15 protein-coding genes and 4 tRNA genes are annotated in these 15782 nt (G+C 33.9%); all 19 read left to right on the top strand.

Annotated features, from left to right (window positions below; genetic code table 11):
* The first annotated feature begins 106 nt into the window (after nucleotides 1–106).
* Entirely contained in the window at nucleotides 107–1003 is an 897-nt protein-coding gene (locus ABEY15_RS19205; protein WP_429891701.1) for a mechanosensitive ion channel family protein, read from the top strand.
* Nucleotides 1004–1040: 37 nt separating this feature from the next.
* Nucleotides 1041–1238 (top strand): DUF951 domain-containing protein, encoded by a 198-nt coding sequence (locus ABEY15_RS19200; protein ID WP_098232427.1) that lies wholly within the window; start codon nucleotides 1041–1043, stop codon nucleotides 1236–1238.
* Nucleotides 1239–1401: 163 nt separating this feature from the next.
* Nucleotides 1402–2502: a redox-regulated ATPase YchF gene (gene ychF, locus ABEY15_RS19195; RefSeq protein ID WP_429891700.1), complete on the top strand. Its 1101-nt coding sequence runs from the start codon at nucleotides 1402–1404 to the stop codon at nucleotides 2500–2502.
* Between the two features lie 130 nt (nucleotides 2503–2632).
* Nucleotides 2633–2923, top strand: a complete 291-nt coding sequence (gene rpsF / locus ABEY15_RS19190) for a 30S ribosomal protein S6 (RefSeq protein WP_025568958.1) — start codon at nucleotides 2633–2635, stop codon at nucleotides 2921–2923.
* 34 nt (nucleotides 2924–2957) lie between these two features.
* The gene (gene ssb, locus ABEY15_RS19185; protein WP_429891699.1) at nucleotides 2958–3443 is read left to right on the top strand and encodes a single-stranded DNA-binding protein; all 486 of its coding nucleotides are present in this window, start codon (nucleotides 2958–2960) and stop codon (nucleotides 3441–3443) included.
* 80 nt (nucleotides 3444–3523) lie between these two features.
* The gene (rpsR, locus tag ABEY15_RS19180; RefSeq protein ID WP_056467298.1) at nucleotides 3524–3757 is read left to right on the top strand and encodes a 30S ribosomal protein S18; all 234 of its coding nucleotides are present in this window, start codon (nucleotides 3524–3526) and stop codon (nucleotides 3755–3757) included.
* Nucleotides 3758–3889: 132 nt separating this feature from the next.
* Complete coding sequence (locus ABEY15_RS19175; protein ID WP_429891698.1) at nucleotides 3890–4816, top strand: YybS family protein; 927 nt, start codon at nucleotides 3890–3892, stop codon at nucleotides 4814–4816.
* Nucleotides 4817–4908: 92 nt separating this feature from the next.
* Nucleotides 4909–6885: a DHH family phosphoesterase gene (locus ABEY15_RS19170; protein WP_429891697.1), complete on the top strand. Its 1977-nt coding sequence runs from the start codon at nucleotides 4909–4911 to the stop codon at nucleotides 6883–6885.
* A complete protein-coding gene (gene rplI / locus ABEY15_RS19165; RefSeq protein WP_429891696.1) occupies nucleotides 6882–7325 on the top strand; it encodes a 50S ribosomal protein L9 in 444 nt (147 codons plus the stop codon). Before ABEY15_RS19170 ends, rplI begins: the two co-directional genes overlap by 4 nt.
* 27 nt (nucleotides 7326–7352) lie before the next feature.
* Entirely contained in the window at nucleotides 7353–8711 is a 1359-nt protein-coding gene (gene dnaB / locus ABEY15_RS19160; RefSeq protein ID WP_056467182.1) for a replicative DNA helicase, read from the top strand.
* A gap of 273 nt (nucleotides 8712–8984) precedes the next feature.
* Nucleotides 8985–10274 (top strand): adenylosuccinate synthase, encoded by a 1290-nt coding sequence (locus tag ABEY15_RS19155; RefSeq protein WP_429891695.1) that lies wholly within the window; start codon nucleotides 8985–8987, stop codon nucleotides 10272–10274.
* Nucleotides 10275–10425: 151 nt separating this feature from the next.
* A tRNA-Lys gene (locus tag ABEY15_RS19150) sits at nucleotides 10426–10501 on the top strand.
* 17 nt (nucleotides 10502–10518) lie between these two features.
* Nucleotides 10519–10590, top strand: a tRNA-Glu gene (locus tag ABEY15_RS19145).
* Between the two features lie 25 nt (nucleotides 10591–10615).
* Nucleotides 10616–10691, top strand: a tRNA-Asp gene (locus ABEY15_RS19140).
* A gap of 6 nt (nucleotides 10692–10697) precedes the next feature.
* Nucleotides 10698–10770: transfer RNA gene (locus ABEY15_RS19135), tRNA-Phe, on the top strand.
* A 337-nt stretch (nucleotides 10771–11107) separates the two neighbouring features.
* On the top strand, nucleotides 11108–11812 hold the full coding sequence (gene yycF, locus ABEY15_RS19130; RefSeq protein WP_097976436.1) for a response regulator YycF: 705 nt from the start codon (nucleotides 11108–11110) through the stop codon (nucleotides 11810–11812).
* Nucleotides 11812–13647 carry a cell wall metabolism sensor histidine kinase WalK gene (gene walK, locus ABEY15_RS19125; RefSeq protein ID WP_097976437.1) on the top strand — a complete coding sequence of 612 codons (1836 nt, stop codon included), beginning with the start codon at nucleotides 11812–11814 and terminating at the stop codon, nucleotides 13645–13647. Before yycF ends, walK begins: the two co-directional genes overlap by 1 nt.
* Nucleotides 13644–14996 (top strand): YycH family regulatory protein, encoded by a 1353-nt coding sequence (locus ABEY15_RS19120; protein ID WP_429891694.1) that lies wholly within the window; start codon nucleotides 13644–13646, stop codon nucleotides 14994–14996. The genes walK and ABEY15_RS19120 overlap by 4 nt, the downstream gene beginning before the upstream one ends.
* The gene (locus ABEY15_RS19115; protein WP_429891693.1) at nucleotides 14983–15780 is read left to right on the top strand and encodes a two-component system regulatory protein YycI; all 798 of its coding nucleotides are present in this window, start codon (nucleotides 14983–14985) and stop codon (nucleotides 15778–15780) included. The genes ABEY15_RS19120 and ABEY15_RS19115 overlap by 14 nt, the downstream gene beginning before the upstream one ends.
* Nucleotides 15781–15782: the final 2 nt, after the last annotated feature.

Below are 15782 nucleotides of genomic sequence, written 5' to 3'. Positions count from 1 at the left end.
TAAATTAAACTATTATTACATTTGTTCATATTTGTAGTTTTAAAATGATAATTCGTTTAGTATTACGATTGAAGTCACTTGAAAATAGATAGGGGGAAAAGACAGTATGAATAATGCAGCAGATAAAATAGAAAATGCTGAAAAAGTAATAAAAAAAAGCATGCTAACTCCGGAACAATGGGACACAATTTTAAATTCATCAATAAAAATAGCTCTAATTATTATCGTTTCAGTATTGGCTGTAAAACTCGGAAGAAAGTTAATCCGTAATCTTTTAAAGGTTAATGCTAGAGGACCGTTACAAGTATCAGAAAGAAGATCAGTAACACTTATTAAATTGATGGAAAATGTACTTGCATATGTCATATTCTTTATTGCTGCTTTAACGATTCTCCCGATATTTGGTGTGGAAATAAAAGGACTTTTAGTTGGAGCAGGAATAGGTGGCGTAGCAATTGGTTTTGGTGCACAAAGCTTAGTAAAAGATATCATTTCTGGATTTTTTATTTTGTTTGAAGATCAATTTTCAGTTGGTGACTACATTAGAGTTCAAACTTTCGAAGGAACAGTACTATCAATTGGTTTAAAAACAACTAAAATTAGAAGCGGAACTGGTGAGCTTCATATCATCCAAAATGGAATGATTACTGAAGTAACCAATTTTTCATTACATAATGCTGTGGCATTGGTCGATGTTAGTATTTCATATGAGGGCGATATTGAACATGCACAAAATGTAATTGAAGAACATTTAGAAACTATGCCAGCTAGATATGAAGAAATGGTAAAACCTCCAGAATTTCTTGGGATACAAAACTTAGGTCCATCTGAAGTAACATTGCGAATCTCTTCAGAAGTTAGAGCAATGACACAGTTTAAAATTTCTAGAGCAATTCGAAAAGAAATTAAGGAAGTACTTGAAAGAAATAACATAGAAATTTCGTATCCAAAGATGGTATTATATAAACAACCAGAAACTAAAAATGAAAATGCGAATGTATAGTTTGTATGCTACTATTTTAAGGAAGTGAAGTTTTCACATGGAAGAAAAAGAATTTAACCTAAATGATATAGTAGAAATGAAAAAACCTCATCCTTGTGGAGTGAACAGATGGAAAATTATTCGAATGGGTATGGACATTCGATTAAAATGTGAGGGATGTGAGCATAGCGTTTTAATACCTCGCAGAGAGTTCACACGAAAATTAAAAAAAGTTTTAGTACGATCTGAAGAGTAGGACGATTTTTAAATCAATGGGTATCTAGTAGGGCGATTTGAAGAATCGCTTGTATTAGATACCTTTCGTATGTTTAGAATTAATATTCAGATTTTCTTGTTATTTTTTTTTGAAATCAATATAATTGTGAAAGATTAACTAAGTTCGTATAGGAGTGGAAAATATGCCATTAACAGCAGGAATCGTAGGATTACCAAACGTAGGAAAGTCGACATTATTTAATGCAATTACACAAGCGGGTGCTGAATCAGCTAACTATCCGTTTTGTACAATTGATCCAAACGTAGGTGTAGTAGAAGTACCAGATTATCGTTTAGAAAAATTAACTGAATTAGTTCAACCTAAAAAAACTGTTCCAACAACTTTTGAATTTACTGATATCGCAGGGATCGTTAAAGGTGCAAGTAAAGGTGAAGGATTAGGAAATAAGTTTTTATCTCATATTCGTGAAGTGGACGCAATTTGCCAAGTAGTACGTTGCTTTGCAGATGATAATATTACTCACGTATCTGGAAAAGTAGATCCAATTGCAGATATTGAAACAATTAACTTAGAACTAATTCTTGCAGACTTAGAATCAGTTGAAAAACGTATTGACCGTGTAGCTAAATTAGCGAAACAAAAAGATAAAGATGCATCTTATGAACATGAAATTTTAGTAAAATTAAGAGAAGCATTTGAAAATGACAAGCCAGCTCGTTCAGTAGAGTTTACGGAAGAGCAAATGAAAGTAGTAAAAGGATTACATTTATTAACGACTAAGCCAATGCTTTACATCACAAATGTTGGTGAAGAAGACATCGCAGACGCTTCATCAAACGAATACGTTGAAAAAGTAAGAGAATTTGCAGCTGAAGAAGGTTCTCAAGTAATTGTAATTAGTGCAAAAATTGAAGAAGAAATTGCTGAGTTAGATGATGAAGAGAAACGTACATTCCTTCAAGAACTTGGAATTGAAGAATCAGGTTTAGATCAATTAATTCGTGCAGCTTATTCTTTATTAGGATTGGCAACTTATTTCACTGCAGGTGTACAAGAAGTAAGAGCTTGGACATTTAAAAAAGGTATGAAAGCTCCACAATGTGCTGGCGTAATTCATAGTGACTTCGAACGTGGCTTTATCCGCGCAGAAACAGTTTCTTTTGAAGATTTAGCGACTTATGGTAACATGACAGCAGCAAAAGAAGCAGGTAAAGTACGTCTTGAAGGTAAAGAGTATATCGTACAAGATGGAGATGTAATGCATTTCCGATTTAATGTTTAATGAGAATAGCAAATGAATTATTGATTTGCTATCTTTAAAAAACTATGCTATAATTTTAACTCGTGAGTGATTAATTAAATTGCTCCTTGCCCTTAATTGGGCCGTTAGACCAAAAGGAGGTGACATTGTGATGAATAAATACGAAATCATGTACATCGTTCGTCCAAACATGGAAGACGAAGCACAAAAAGCATTAGTTGAGCGTTTCAACGGCGTTTTAACTGAACAAGGTGCTGAAATCACAAACGTTAAAGAGTGGGGTAAACGTCGTTTAGCTTATGAAATTAACGATTTCCGTGATGGACACTACATGCTTGTAAATGTTTCTGCTAAGCCAGAAGCTGTACAAGAATTCGATCGTTTAGCGAAAATCAGCGAAGATATCATCCGCCACATCGTTATCCGTGAAGAAGAAAAATAATTTTTTTTAAATGCTTTAGGGAGGTAGGAATCAGATGATCAATCGTGTTGTACTTGTAGGTCGCTTAACAAAGGATCCGGACTTACGTTATACGCCAAGTGGGGTTGCCGTTGCAACATTTACTCTAGCGGTGAATCGTACCTACTCAAATCAGCAAGGTGAAAGAGATGCAGATTTTATTAACTGCGTTATCTGGAGAAAGCCTGCTGAAAACGTAGCAAACTTCTTGAAAAAAGGAAGCTTAGCTGGCGTTGAGGGACGTATTCAAACTAGAAGTTTTGATGGTCAAGATGGTAAGAGAGTATATGTAACTGAAGTTGTAGCCGACTCTGTTCAATTCTTAGAACCAAGAAATGCATCAGGTAACCAAGGTGGTTCATTCGGTATGAACCAACAAAATCAAGGTTTTAACGCTGGAAATCCTTTCGAAGCACCATCTCAGAAGCCTAGCTTTAATGATGATCCATTCGGTGGGACAAGCAAAACGATTGATATTACTGATGACGATCTTCCTTTCTAATAATAAAAACAGTGTAATGTTGAACGGTTAGCATTACTAAAAAACTAATTTTTAAGTAGAGGAGGGAAATAACAATGGCAATGGGTGGACGCAAAGGTGGACGCGCTAAACGTCGTAAAGTTTGTTACTTTACTTCAAATGGCATCACTACAATTGACTTCAAAGATACTGAGTTATTAAAACGTTTCGTTTCTGAACGTGGTAAAATTTTACCTCGTCGTGTAACTGGTACTTCTGCGAAATACCAACGTAAATTAACGATTGCAATCAAACGCTCTCGTCAAATGGCTTTATTACCATACGTAGCTGAATAAGCTAAGTAATAAAAAGTACAGCATTCTAGTGCTGTACTTTTTTTGTATTTATGAAAAAATAAGTTTTATGGTAAAATAAGAAATAGTATGCTTATCGTGAAATAAGTAGAGGTAGTTGAAAGGAGCTTTATTTTGAAATCGACTCGATTTATTACCGAGGGTGCAGTACTATTAGCTATTTACTCAGTACTACTGTTAATATTTAGATTTGTACCGTTTCTCTCAATATTTATGGCATTCCTTATGCCGCTGCCGTTTATTATTCTAAGTATTAAATACTCAATTAAGGAATCACTTTTACTTTGCTGTGTGGCACTGGGGTTAACGATTGTGATTACCTCATTTAATTTACTTCCAGTTACTTTAATGTACTCAACAGTTGGTATAGCGTTTGGCTATCTATTGAAAAATGAGCGAAGTAAAGGAGAGATATTACTTACTAGTACTTTCTTATATTTAATACATACAGTACTATCGTACATACTATTCAAAGCTGTTTTTCATATTGATTTCGTTAAAGAGAATATAGACTTGGCAACGGAAGCTATAGAAAAAAGCAAGGAACTAAGTGCCAGTCTTGGTACAAACGCCAATGAAAAGGCATTAGATAGTCTTACAAATGCTATTAAATTAATCCCTACATTAATTCCTTCATTATTGTTAATGGTCAGTTTTATACTTGCTTTTTTAACACAACTAGTAACTTTTCCATTAATAAGGAGATTAGGTTATAAAACTCCGAAATTTAAGCCATTTAGAGAGTTTAGACTCCCAGTGGGATTCATGTGGTTCTTTTTAATTGTAATGATTTTTTCATTCTTCAATTTGAAACAAAGTAGTTTCCTCAGTACAGCAGTGATTAACTTAACATATGTACTTCAAATTTTACTGCTCGTTCAAGGTTACGCATCGATATTTTATTTTAGTTATTTAAAACATTTTTCTAAAGCGGTACCAATTATTATATTGATTGCAAGTTTTATCATTCAACCATTAATTTATATTGTTTTACTAATTGGAATTGTCTCAATTGGAATATTTAATAGAAGAAAAATTTAAACTTAAAAACATATTTGTTACTAATTAGTTGTGAAAAAGTGAATAAACTTTAATATGTAAGTTAGATTTTATTTGGCTTAGGGGTTGAACATATGCAAGATTTTCATAAGAAACAGATGTTTCTTATACCCGTCTATCTTTTAACTGCTCTTTCAGTGTTTCTGATCGGAACTGTGGTCTATATTCAACCTAAAATAGGGATAATTTTTATCGTTATCTTTTTATGCGTTATTTTTCTAGTTGTAAAGTTAGAAATTAAGTACCGCTACGTTTTAGACATGTATATAGAATCAGTTATGTCGAGAGTAAAGAATTTAAGTAATGAAGCAATTACAGAAATGCCAATTGGAGTATTACTTTATGATAGAGAGTACCATATTGAATGGGGCAATCAATATATTTTAAATATTTTAGACGATCGTTCATTAATTGGTAAACACATATATGATCTATCTGAAGGATTAATGGCTTTAATTTCGAAAAAAGAGAAAAAAGAAGATGTATTGAATATAAGTAAAAGAACATATCGAGTAGTTATTAAAAGAGAAGAGCGATACATTTACTTATTTGATGTGACAGAACAAGCACAACTAGAGAAGTTATACGAAGACCAAAGAACAGTAATCGGAATTATTTTATTAGATAATTACGATGAAATGACACAGGGCCTAGATGATCAAGAGCGTTCTAGTGTAAATGGTGCAGTAACAACAATGTTAAATAGTTGGGCTAATAGCCATGGTATGTTCTTGAAACGTGTTTCATCCGATCGATATAGTGTAGTTTTAAATGAAGGAATACTGGCAGCATTAGAAAATAATAAATTCTCTATATTAGACCAAGTAAGGGAAGAAACTACAAAGCGTAATTTACCTCTTACTCTAAGCGTCGGTGTAGGAGTAGGTAGTTTGAATTTAACCGAACTTGGCCAACTAGCTCAATCTGGTTTAGATTTAGCACTAGGTCGCGGGGGAGATCAAGTAACTGTTAAAAACATTAACGGTAAAGTAAAGTTTTTTGGTGGAAAAACAAACCCTGTAGAAAAGAGGACGAGGGTTAGAGCGAGGGTAATCTCGCATGCATTAAGAGATTTAATGAAAAGTAGCACCAATGTTATGATAATGGGACATAAGTTACCTGACATGGATGCTCTTGGTTCAGCGGTTGGTATCTTAAAAATGGTAATGCATAATGAAGTGGATGGTTATGTAGTAATTAATAAAGATGAAGTAGATAAAAGTGTTAATCGTTTGATGAGGGAAATGTCTAAAAATGAACAATTTATGTCTTGTTTTATTACACCCGAAAAAGCAAAAGAACTTATTTCTGAAGATACATTAATAATCGTAGTAGATACTCATAGACCAACAATGGTTGAAGAAGAATCACTTTTAAATGAGACAGATAAAATTGTTGTTATAGACCATCATCGAAGAGGAGAGGACTTCATTAAGGATGCAATTCTAGTTTATATGGAGCCGTACGCTTCCTCTACTGCAGAATTAGTAACTGAGTTATTGGAGTACCAGCCTAAGAAAATAAAATTAAGCATGCTTGAGGCAACAGCCTTACTTGCAGGTATTATTGTTGATACAAAGAGTTTTACTTTCCGAACAGGGGCACGAACTTTTGACGCAGCGTCATACTTGCGTTCGAATGGCGCAGATACGATCCTCGTTCAAAATTTACTAAAACAAGATATGAATGAATATATTCGCAAAGCAGAATTGATAGAGGAAGCCTATATGTACAAAGAGGGATTTGCGATTAGCTTTGGAAAAGACAATGTAAACTATGATCAAGTTTTAATTGCAAAGGCTGCAGATACATTATTAACGATGACTGATGTCATTGCATCTTTTATTATTGCAAAAAGGTCAGATAATGTTGTTAGCATCAGCAGTCGTTCATTAGGGAATATAAATGTTCAATTAATAATGGAAGAGCTTGGTGGTGGTGGTCACTTAACAAATGCTGCTGCGCAAATTGAATCTTCTTCAATCAGAGAAGTTGAACAACATTTATTGAGAATAATCGATGAATATATTGAAGGGAGAACAAACAAATGAAAGTAATTTTCTTAAAAGATGTAAAAGGAAAAGGTAAAAAAGGAGAAACTAAAAATATCGCAGATGGCTATGCAAGCTTCTTAATCAAAAACGGAGATGCTATTGAAGCTACTGCAGGTAATATGAAAACTCTTGAAGCGAAAAAAAATAAAGAATTAAAAGATGCACAAATCGAATTAGAAAATTGTAAAAAGCTAAAAGAAACAATTGAAACTCTAACAGTAGAATTAAAAGCTAAATCGGGTGAGGGCGGTCGTCTTTTCGGATCAATCACAAGCAAGCAAATTGCTGATGAGCTTCAAAAAGTACATGGTATTAAACTAGATAAGCGTAAATTCGAAATGAATGATGCGATTAGAGGACTAGGTGTAACAAATATTAAAGTTAAATTGCATTCTGAAGTAAGTGCAACTTTAAAAGTACACGTTAAAGAACAATAAGAAAAACAAGCATCTGGAGGACTAGAAATGAGTGATTTGCTAAATGATCGTACTCCACCACAGAATATAGAAGCTGAACAGGCTGTATTAGGAGCTATACTGTTAGACTCAGAGGCGCTAATATCAACTTCAGAACGGCTTTTACCAGATGACTTTTATCGAGCTGCCCATCAAAAAATATTTGAAGCAATGCTTAAGATTGCTTCAAGGAATGAGCCTCTAGATGTTATCACGCTAACTTCTGAACTAGCTAATCAAGGAGTGTTAGAAGAAGTAGGAGGAGTATCATACTTAAATGATTTGCTGGCTTCAGTACCAACGGCATCTAACGTTGAATACTATGCAAAGAGCGTTGAAGAAAAATCTACTTTAAGAAGATTAATAAGAACCGCTACAAATATTGTAACGGAAAGCTATGCGCCAGATACTCCAGTAGATGTTGTACTAAACGAGGCTGAAAAAAGTATTTTAAAAGTAGCTCAGCGCACAAACGTTTCTGGTTTTCAAAGTATTAAAGATGTAGTATTTACTACATTTAGTAAAATTGAGACCTTATTTAATCAACGCGGCGAAATCACGGGTGTACCGACAGGGTTTACCGATTTAGATCGAATGACAGCGGGATTTCAGCCGAATGACTTAATTATAGTAGCCGCCCGTCCTTCAGTAGGTAAAACGGCTTTTGCATTGAATATCGCACAAAACGTAGCTACTAAAACAGATGAAAACGTAGCAATTTTCAGTCTTGAGATGGGATCAGATCAGCTTGTTATGCGTATGCTATGTGCGGAAGGAAATATTAACGCACAGGCATTGCGTACAGGTAATCTTGAACAAGAGGATTGGAATAAGCTTACGATGGCTGCTAGTAGCTTAGCTGGTACAGGCATTTATATCGATGATACACCAGGTATTAGAGTAAACGACATACGTGCTAAGTGTAGAAGACTAAAGCAAGAGCATGGCTTAGGAATGATCCTAATTGATTATCTGCAGCTTATTCAAGGTAACGGCAAAAGTGGAGAAAATCGTCAACAAGAAGTATCTGAAATTTCACGTTCTCTTAAAGGTCTGGCGAGGGAATTAAAAGTACCTCTAATAGCCTTATCTCAGCTATCACGTAGCGTTGAGTCAAGACAGGATAAACGTCCAATGATGTCCGATATCCGTGAATCAGGAAGTATTGAGCAAGATGCGGATATTGTTGCGTTCTTATACCGAGACGATTACTATGATAAAGAATCGGAGAATAAAAATATTATTGAAATCATTATTGCTAAACAAAGGAATGGTCCAGTAGGTACTGTTTCGTTAGCATTCGTAAAAGAATATAACAAGTTCGTAAACTTAGAACGAAGGTTTGATGAGCAAGCACCAGGTGCCTAAAAATAGTTTGGAATCAGACAGTCGCAAATATGTTCAATTGTCTGATATCTACTACTTGGATGTCAGCTAAAAATAATCACATAGTGAATCTATGTGATTATTTTTTTTTGTTAGGGCAAACTATTTTTATCAAATTCTTTAGTTTGTATTTACGAACAAAAAAAACTTAGAACAGAATTATTCAAAGAGATTTATTGACAAATTCCGTAAGTTTGATATACTAGTTTTGGTTTTAGTTCGGAAATAGCGTATTTTAATCGGAGGTGCAGTACATTGTCATCAGTAGTAGTAGTTGGTTCTCAATGGGGAGACGAAGGAAAAGGAAAAATTACTGACTTTTTATCACAACAGGCAGAAGTAGTTGCTAGATATCAAGGTGGTAACAATGCAGGTCATACAATCGTATTTAATGGTGAAAAGTACAAACTTCATTTAATTCCATCAGGTATTTTCTTCTCAGATAAAATTTGTGTTATTGGAAATGGTATGGTTGTAGATCCTAAAGCTTTAGTTCAAGAGCTAGCATACCTACATGATAAAGGTGTTACAACTGACAACTTACGTATTAGTAACCGTGCTCATGTGATCTTACCTTATCATTTAAAACAAGATGAGTTAGAAGAAGAGCGTAAAGGTGATAATAAAATTGGTACTACTAAAAAAGGTATTGGACCAGCTTATATGGACAAAGCTGCTCGTGTGGGAATCCGTATGGCAGACCTTTTAGATAAAGAAGAGTTTTACGAAAAATTAAAACGTAATCTTGAAGAGAAAAATAATTTATTTGAAAAAATGTATGATTCAAATGCATTAAATATCGATGAGATTTTTGAAGAATATTATGAGTTCGGGCAACAAATTAAAAAATATGTGTGTGATACTTCAGTTGTATTAAATGATGCAATTGATGGTGGAAAGCGCGTATTATTTGAAGGCGCACAAGGTGTAATGCTAGATATCGACCAAGGTACATATCCATTCGTTACTTCTTCTAACCCAGTTGCAGGTGGAGTAACAATTGGATCTGGTGTTGGTCCGACAAAAATTAATCACGTTGTTGGTGTTTGTAAAGCTTACACTACTCGTGTTGGTGAAGGTGCATTCCCAACTGAGCTTTTTGACGAAATTGGAAATACAATTCGTGAAGTAGGTCGTGAGTACGGTACAACTACTGGAAGACCAAGACGTGTAGGTTGGTTTGATAGTGTAGTAGTTCGTCACGCTCGTCGTGTTAGTGGTATTACTGATTTATCACTTAACTCAATTGACGTATTAACAGGTCTAGAGACTGTAAAAATTTGCGTTGCTTATAAATTCCGTGGAGAAACAATTTCTGAGTTCCCTGCTAGCTTAAAACAACTTGCAGAATGTGAGCCAGTTTATGAAGAACTTCCAGGTTGGACAGAAGATATTACAGGAGTAAAAACTCTTAATGAACTACCAGTTAATGCAAGACATTATGTAGAACGTGTGTCTCAATTAGTAGGCATTCCATTATCTGTATTCTCAGTTGGTCCAGATCGTAACCAAACGAATATCGTGCGTAACGTTTACGGAGCTTAATATAATAAAAAGCCCTTAAATAAAAATTTAGGGGCTTTTATTATTTTTTTAAAAAAACTATTGCAAATTTATTAGAAAGTATGATAAGATAAACCTTGTCGTCATAACTAGTACATAGTTTATGAAGTTTAAGTAATATATTCTAAATTGTGAGCCATTAGCTCAGTAGGTAGAGCATCTGACTTTTAATCAGAGGGTCGAAGGTTCGAATCCTTCATGGCTCACCATTTTCTCAAATTAATGTGGCCCGTTGGTCAAGCGGTTAAGACACCGCCCTTTCACGGCGGTAACACGGGTTCGAGTCCCGTACGGGTCATCCTTTTTTAAAATAAAATTTTCTTGGTCCCGTGGTGTAGCGGTTAACATGCCTGCCTGTCACGCAGGAGATCGCCGGTTCGATCCCGGTCGGGACCGCCATATAATGGCTCGGTAGCTCAGTCGGTAGAGCAGAGGACTGAAAATCCTCGTGTCGGCGGTTCGATTCCGTCCCGAGCCATCATAAAAACTACTGTATATACAGTAGTTTTTTATTTTATATCGACCTTATGAAAATAGAATAAAACAGTTCGATTTTACAAAAAAACCTACTTAATTTAAAATAGAAGTAAGTGGAGTAGACCTCTAGCAACAAGCTAGAGGTTTTTTTCAAAAATCTAGTGTTTATATACAAAAAGAATAACACATAAGATCGTAGTCGTATTATATTTAGAGAGATAGTCCACAAAACGAAATTACTATGATAAGTTTATTTGTTGCCTAATTTAATATTAAATTGCAAAAGATATGTATAGAATTGACGGTAGCAAAAACTGACTAGAAAAGGAGTGCGGGGAATGAATAAAAAAATATTAATAGTCGATGATGAAAAACCAATTGCTGATATATTGAAGTTTAATTTAGAAAAAGAAGGTTTTGAAATTGTTTGCGCGTATGATGGAGAGGAAGCTTTACAAAAAGTAGATGAGTTTCTTCCTGACCTAGTTTTATTAGATATTATGTTACCAATTAGAGATGGTTTAGAAGTTTGTAGAGAAATAAGAAAGAACCATGAAATGCCGATCATTATGATTACAGCCAAAGACTCAGAATTAGATAAAGTACTAGGTTTAGAAATGGGAGCAGATGACTACGTAACAAAACCATTTAGTACACGTGAGTTGCTTGCCAGAGTAAAAGCAAATTTACGTAGACACCAAACAGGAACTCCATCTGAAAAAGAGGAGTCAGTTGAAGTTATTATTGGCTCGCTTGTTATCAATCCAAACGCTTATATCGTTACTAAACGTGGTGAGAAGATTGAATTAACTCACCGCGAATTTGAATTACTATATTACTTAGCGAAGCATATCGGACAGGTTATGACGAGAGAACATTTACTTCAAACTGTTTGGGGTTATGATTACTTTGGAGATGTGCGAACTGTCGATGTAACAATTCGAAGACTTCGTGAAAAAATTGAGGACAATCCAAGTTATCCACTTTTCATTGTAACAAGAAGAGGAGTAGGATATTACCTGCGTGATCCGGAGCAAGATTAATGGCAGCTTATAATAAAGTTGGTTTATTTAAATCAATTGTATTTAAATTTGTACTTGTTTATATTTTGCTCATCTTAGTAGCTATGCAAATTATTAGCGTTTATTTTTCAAGAGAGCTTGAAAAGCAACTCGTAAACAGTTTTACAGTTGCGATAAACGAACGTGCTAAGCTACTGGCTTATAATATAAAAATAGAGTATGAAAAAAAGAAAACTCTTGATGACCCAGAAGTAAAAGCTAATATCCAAAAAATAGTTTCTGACTTCGGAAAGAATATTGGAATATCAGACGTAAGAGTTATTAACCAAAATAGTGAAGTCATTGCTACTTCAGATTCTAGTAATCGGTCTATTGTTGGTAAAAGGACTACTGATATTTTAGTAAAAAGAGCTCTTCTAGTAGGTACAAGAACTGAGAAAGTGTTAATTGATCCTAAAAATGGTCATCGAATGAAAACGATTGTTACCCCAGTAATGGAAGGTGACGAAATTGTTTCAGCCATTTACACAAGTGCTTCAATGGAAAGCACTTATGAAAGAATGGAATTAATTAACCGTATTTTTTCAACTGGTACACTTATAGCAGTCGCGATTACATCCATTTTAGGGATATTATTGGCTAAAGCAATTACGAAGCCAATCTCTGAAATAAGAAGACAGGCCCAAGAAATGGCGAAAGGAAACTTCTCTCGCAAATTAAAGGCCTATAGTGAAGATGAGATTGGTGAATTAACGATATCATTTAATAATCTATCACGTAATTTACAGCAGGCCAGAGCTTCAACGGATGGAGAAAGAAGAAAGCTTCAATCAGTACTAGAGCATATGTCAGATGGGGTTATTGCAACTGACCGTAGAGGGAAAATTATTCTCTTAAACGATCCAGCTGAAACGATGCTTAATGTTTCACGTGAAACAGTATTAAATAAATCAATCTTAGAAGTATTGGGAATCGAAAAGATTAATACTTTAGATGATTTATACGATGAGCCAGATTCAATCATGTTAGATTATAGTAATAATAAGAGACCAATGATTATACGAGCTAGTCTTTCAACTATTCAAAAAGAATCCGGTAAAGTTAATGGTCTAATCGCTGTACTTTATGATGTAACTGAACAAGAAAAAATAGAGCAAGAACGTAGAGATTTTGTCTCCAATGTGTCACATGAATTAAGAACACCATTAACAACGATGAGAAGTTATTTAGAAGCATTGTCAGATGGAGCTTGGGAGAATAAAGAAATTGCACCTAAGTTTTTACAAGTAACTCAAGATGAAACAGAACGAATGATTCGACTAGTAAATGACTTATTACAATTATCTAAGTTAGATAGTACAGAATATCGTTTAATGAAAGATTGGGTTAACTTTACAGAATTATTTAATCGTATAATTGATCGACATGAAATGAGTAAGTCTCAAGAAGTATCGTTCAAACGGGAGTTTATAAGTAAGACAAGATTTGTATTTATAGATGAAGATAAAATTACACAAGTGTTAGATAATATTATTTCAAATGCACTAAAGTATTCACCAGAGGGTGGGACTGTAACTTATCGTATTAAGGAATCTAGAGATCAAATATTAGTTAGTATTACTGACGAAGGTATGGGAATTCCAAAAGAAAATCTATCAAAGATATTTGATCGTTTCTATCGAGTAGATAAAGCTAGATCGAGACAAGTTGGAGGCACTGGCCTAGGGCTTGCTTTGGCAAAAGAAATGATTTACGCGCACGATGGTCATATATGGGCTAAAAGTGAAGAAGGAAAGGGTACAACAGTCTATTTCACACTTCCAGTGGCTGATGACCAAGAGGATGAGTGGGAATGAGAAGAGAACATATAAAATCAGTTATATTAACTACTCTTGTTATAGTAAGCTTAGTTCTTTCATATAGCTTATGGTCATATCAACCAACATACGATGTACTTCAAAATCAAGACTATGTCCAAAAAGTTTCGATTGGTGCAAAAAGAGACTTTAAGGACATAGTAATTCCGAATTTATTAGTTGTTCATGAATCAAATAAAAATTATGAAACAACTAAACAGAGTAATATTTCACCAATTTATAGATCATTGCAGAAATCCGAAATCACAAATTTTGAAAACCTAACAAATAAAACGTCTGAAGTTGCCTACCAATCAATTACAAAAGGAAAAAATAAATTAGAAATTATTTTTCCAACTGTAGTGCCAGTAGAGACATTAGGCAAAGTTCTTAATATAGATGCAAAACGATTACAAAATGTTTTATTTGACCGAATCATCATCAATTTATCTACTAAACAGGATTCTTCAGCAAGGATTTATTTTTCAAATGAAGCACAAAATATTCTCTATGGAGCAACCTTTGATAACTCTTCAATTATTGCTTCTGTTGAAAAGATTAGAGACAATTACGAAAGCTTTACTGAAAGCTTAAGATATAAGTTAGATTCAGGTAAAATAATTTATTTACCTAAAAAACCAATCAGATTAACTACGATGGAGTTTCTTACAACGGATATAGATGTTGATAAATTAAAAGATGCAATATTTAGTGATCCTTCAAATGTCCGAAAAGAAAGTGCCGATTCAGGAGATACATTCACAGACGGTACTAGATTAATGTCAGTTTCACCAATAAATCGTTCGATATCCTTTGTTAACCCGACGACGTCTGAAAACAATAATAATCAAAGTCCTAATTTATTAGTCCAAAGAAGTGTTGATTTTATTAATGCTCATGGTGGTTGGACTGATGGATATATTTTGTCTGGTGTTAAACCTGAGAATAATGAAGTTGCATTTAGACTTTTTGTAAATAATTTACCTGTGTATAATAATTCAACAATCACGACGAGTTGGGGAGTAGACGATATAGAAACCTTTAAACGTCCATTGTATAAATTTAGAATCCAGGTGGACAAGAAGGAAAGTGAAATGGAGTTAATGGCTGGTCCTCAAATTATGGAAATCATATCTAATAATAAATCTATTAATAAATCCCTTATTAAGGATATTAGCTTAGGGTACGAGACGATATTTGATGAAGATAAATCAACAATCAATCAGCCTTACTATAATAGAGCAATTCAGTTAAAACCTGTTTGGATTATAAATTACGATGACACATATAAGAAGATTGATCAAGATTTGCTAAGTAGAACTGGGGTGAATATTGTTGGATTGGAGTAGGATCAAAACAATATTTATTTTAACTTTCTTAGTATTAGATTTATTTTTAGCGATTCAATATTATCAAAAGCGAAGTAGCGATCAGTTTGATACGATGGCAGAATCGAGCATTGAGGAGCAATTAAAGGAAAATGATATCACATATGTGACATTACCTAAAAATTCTTTAAAGGAATCTTATATATCAGGTAATATTAAGGATTTTTCAAAGAAAACGATTGCTGATAGAAAAGGACAGAATATACAAATCTACAAAGATGTATTACAAAGTCAATTGAAAAAACCAGTTCCAATTGCAGAGACAAATAAAATACTCTTCTTAGAAAACTTTGTGAAGGAGTATGTTTGGAATGGTGGTAACTATCATTATTGTCAAATAGATCCAACATCAAAAACGATATATTTCTGTCAAACCTATAAAGATCGCCTAATTTATAATATCGATAGCTCAGTAGTTGAAATAAAGTATAACGATAATAATGAGATTTACGGGTATCGCCAAAAGTATTTAGAAAACTTAAAAGAAATGATCGATAAAAAGAATGTGCAAGAAGGTTTACCGGCAATTAAGGCCATTGAAAATTTATTTGTGAAAGATGAATTAAAACCGAGTGATCGAATTACAAAAGTTGATTTTGGCTATTATACAGTAATCCCGTTATCGAATGGAGTTAAATTCATAGCACCCGCGTGGCATATAGTTGTCAATGAACAGCAGGATTACTTTGTTAATGCTATTGAGGGACAAATAATTAAGATAGATAAAGAACAATGGAGTGAATAGCG

The organism is Gottfriedia acidiceleris (assembly GCF_050457485.1).
GTDB classification, from domain to species: domain Bacteria; phylum Bacillota; class Bacilli; order Bacillales; family Bacillaceae_G; genus Gottfriedia; species Gottfriedia acidiceleris_D.
Note: the sequence above shows the minus strand (reverse complement) of the source record. Positions and strands in the feature narration are given on the sequence as shown.

Excerpts from the sequence above, each read along its gene's own strand:
- ABEY15_RS19205 (WP_429891701.1), top strand. The coding sequence starts at position 107 with ATGAATAATGCAGCAGATAAAATAGAAAATGCTGAAAAAGTAATAAAA.
- ABEY15_RS19200 (WP_098232427.1), top strand. The coding sequence starts at position 1,041 with ATGGAAGAAAAAGAATTTAACCTAAATGATATAGTAGAAATGAAAAAA.
- ychF (WP_429891700.1), top strand. The coding sequence starts at position 1,402 with ATGCCATTAACAGCAGGAATCGTAGGATTACCAAACGTAGGAAAGTCG.
- rpsF (WP_025568958.1), top strand. The coding sequence starts at position 2,633 with ATGAATAAATACGAAATCATGTACATCGTTCGTCCAAACATGGAAGAC.
- ssb (WP_429891699.1), top strand. The coding sequence starts at position 2,958 with ATGATCAATCGTGTTGTACTTGTAGGTCGCTTAACAAAGGATCCGGAC.
- rpsR (WP_056467298.1), top strand. The coding sequence starts at position 3,524 with ATGGGTGGACGCAAAGGTGGACGCGCTAAACGTCGTAAAGTTTGTTAC.
- ABEY15_RS19170 (WP_429891697.1), top strand. The coding sequence starts at position 4,909 with ATGCAAGATTTTCATAAGAAACAGATGTTTCTTATACCCGTCTATCTT.
- rplI (WP_429891696.1), top strand. The coding sequence starts at position 6,882 with ATGAAAGTAATTTTCTTAAAAGATGTAAAAGGAAAAGGTAAAAAAGGA.
- dnaB (WP_056467182.1), top strand. The coding sequence starts at position 7,353 with ATGAGTGATTTGCTAAATGATCGTACTCCACCACAGAATATAGAAGCT.
- yycF (WP_097976436.1), top strand. The coding sequence starts at position 11,108 with ATGAATAAAAAAATATTAATAGTCGATGATGAAAAACCAATTGCTGAT.
- walK (WP_097976437.1), top strand. The coding sequence starts at position 11,812 with ATGGCAGCTTATAATAAAGTTGGTTTATTTAAATCAATTGTATTTAAA.
- ABEY15_RS19120 (WP_429891694.1), top strand. The coding sequence starts at position 13,644 with ATGAGAAGAGAACATATAAAATCAGTTATATTAACTACTCTTGTTATA.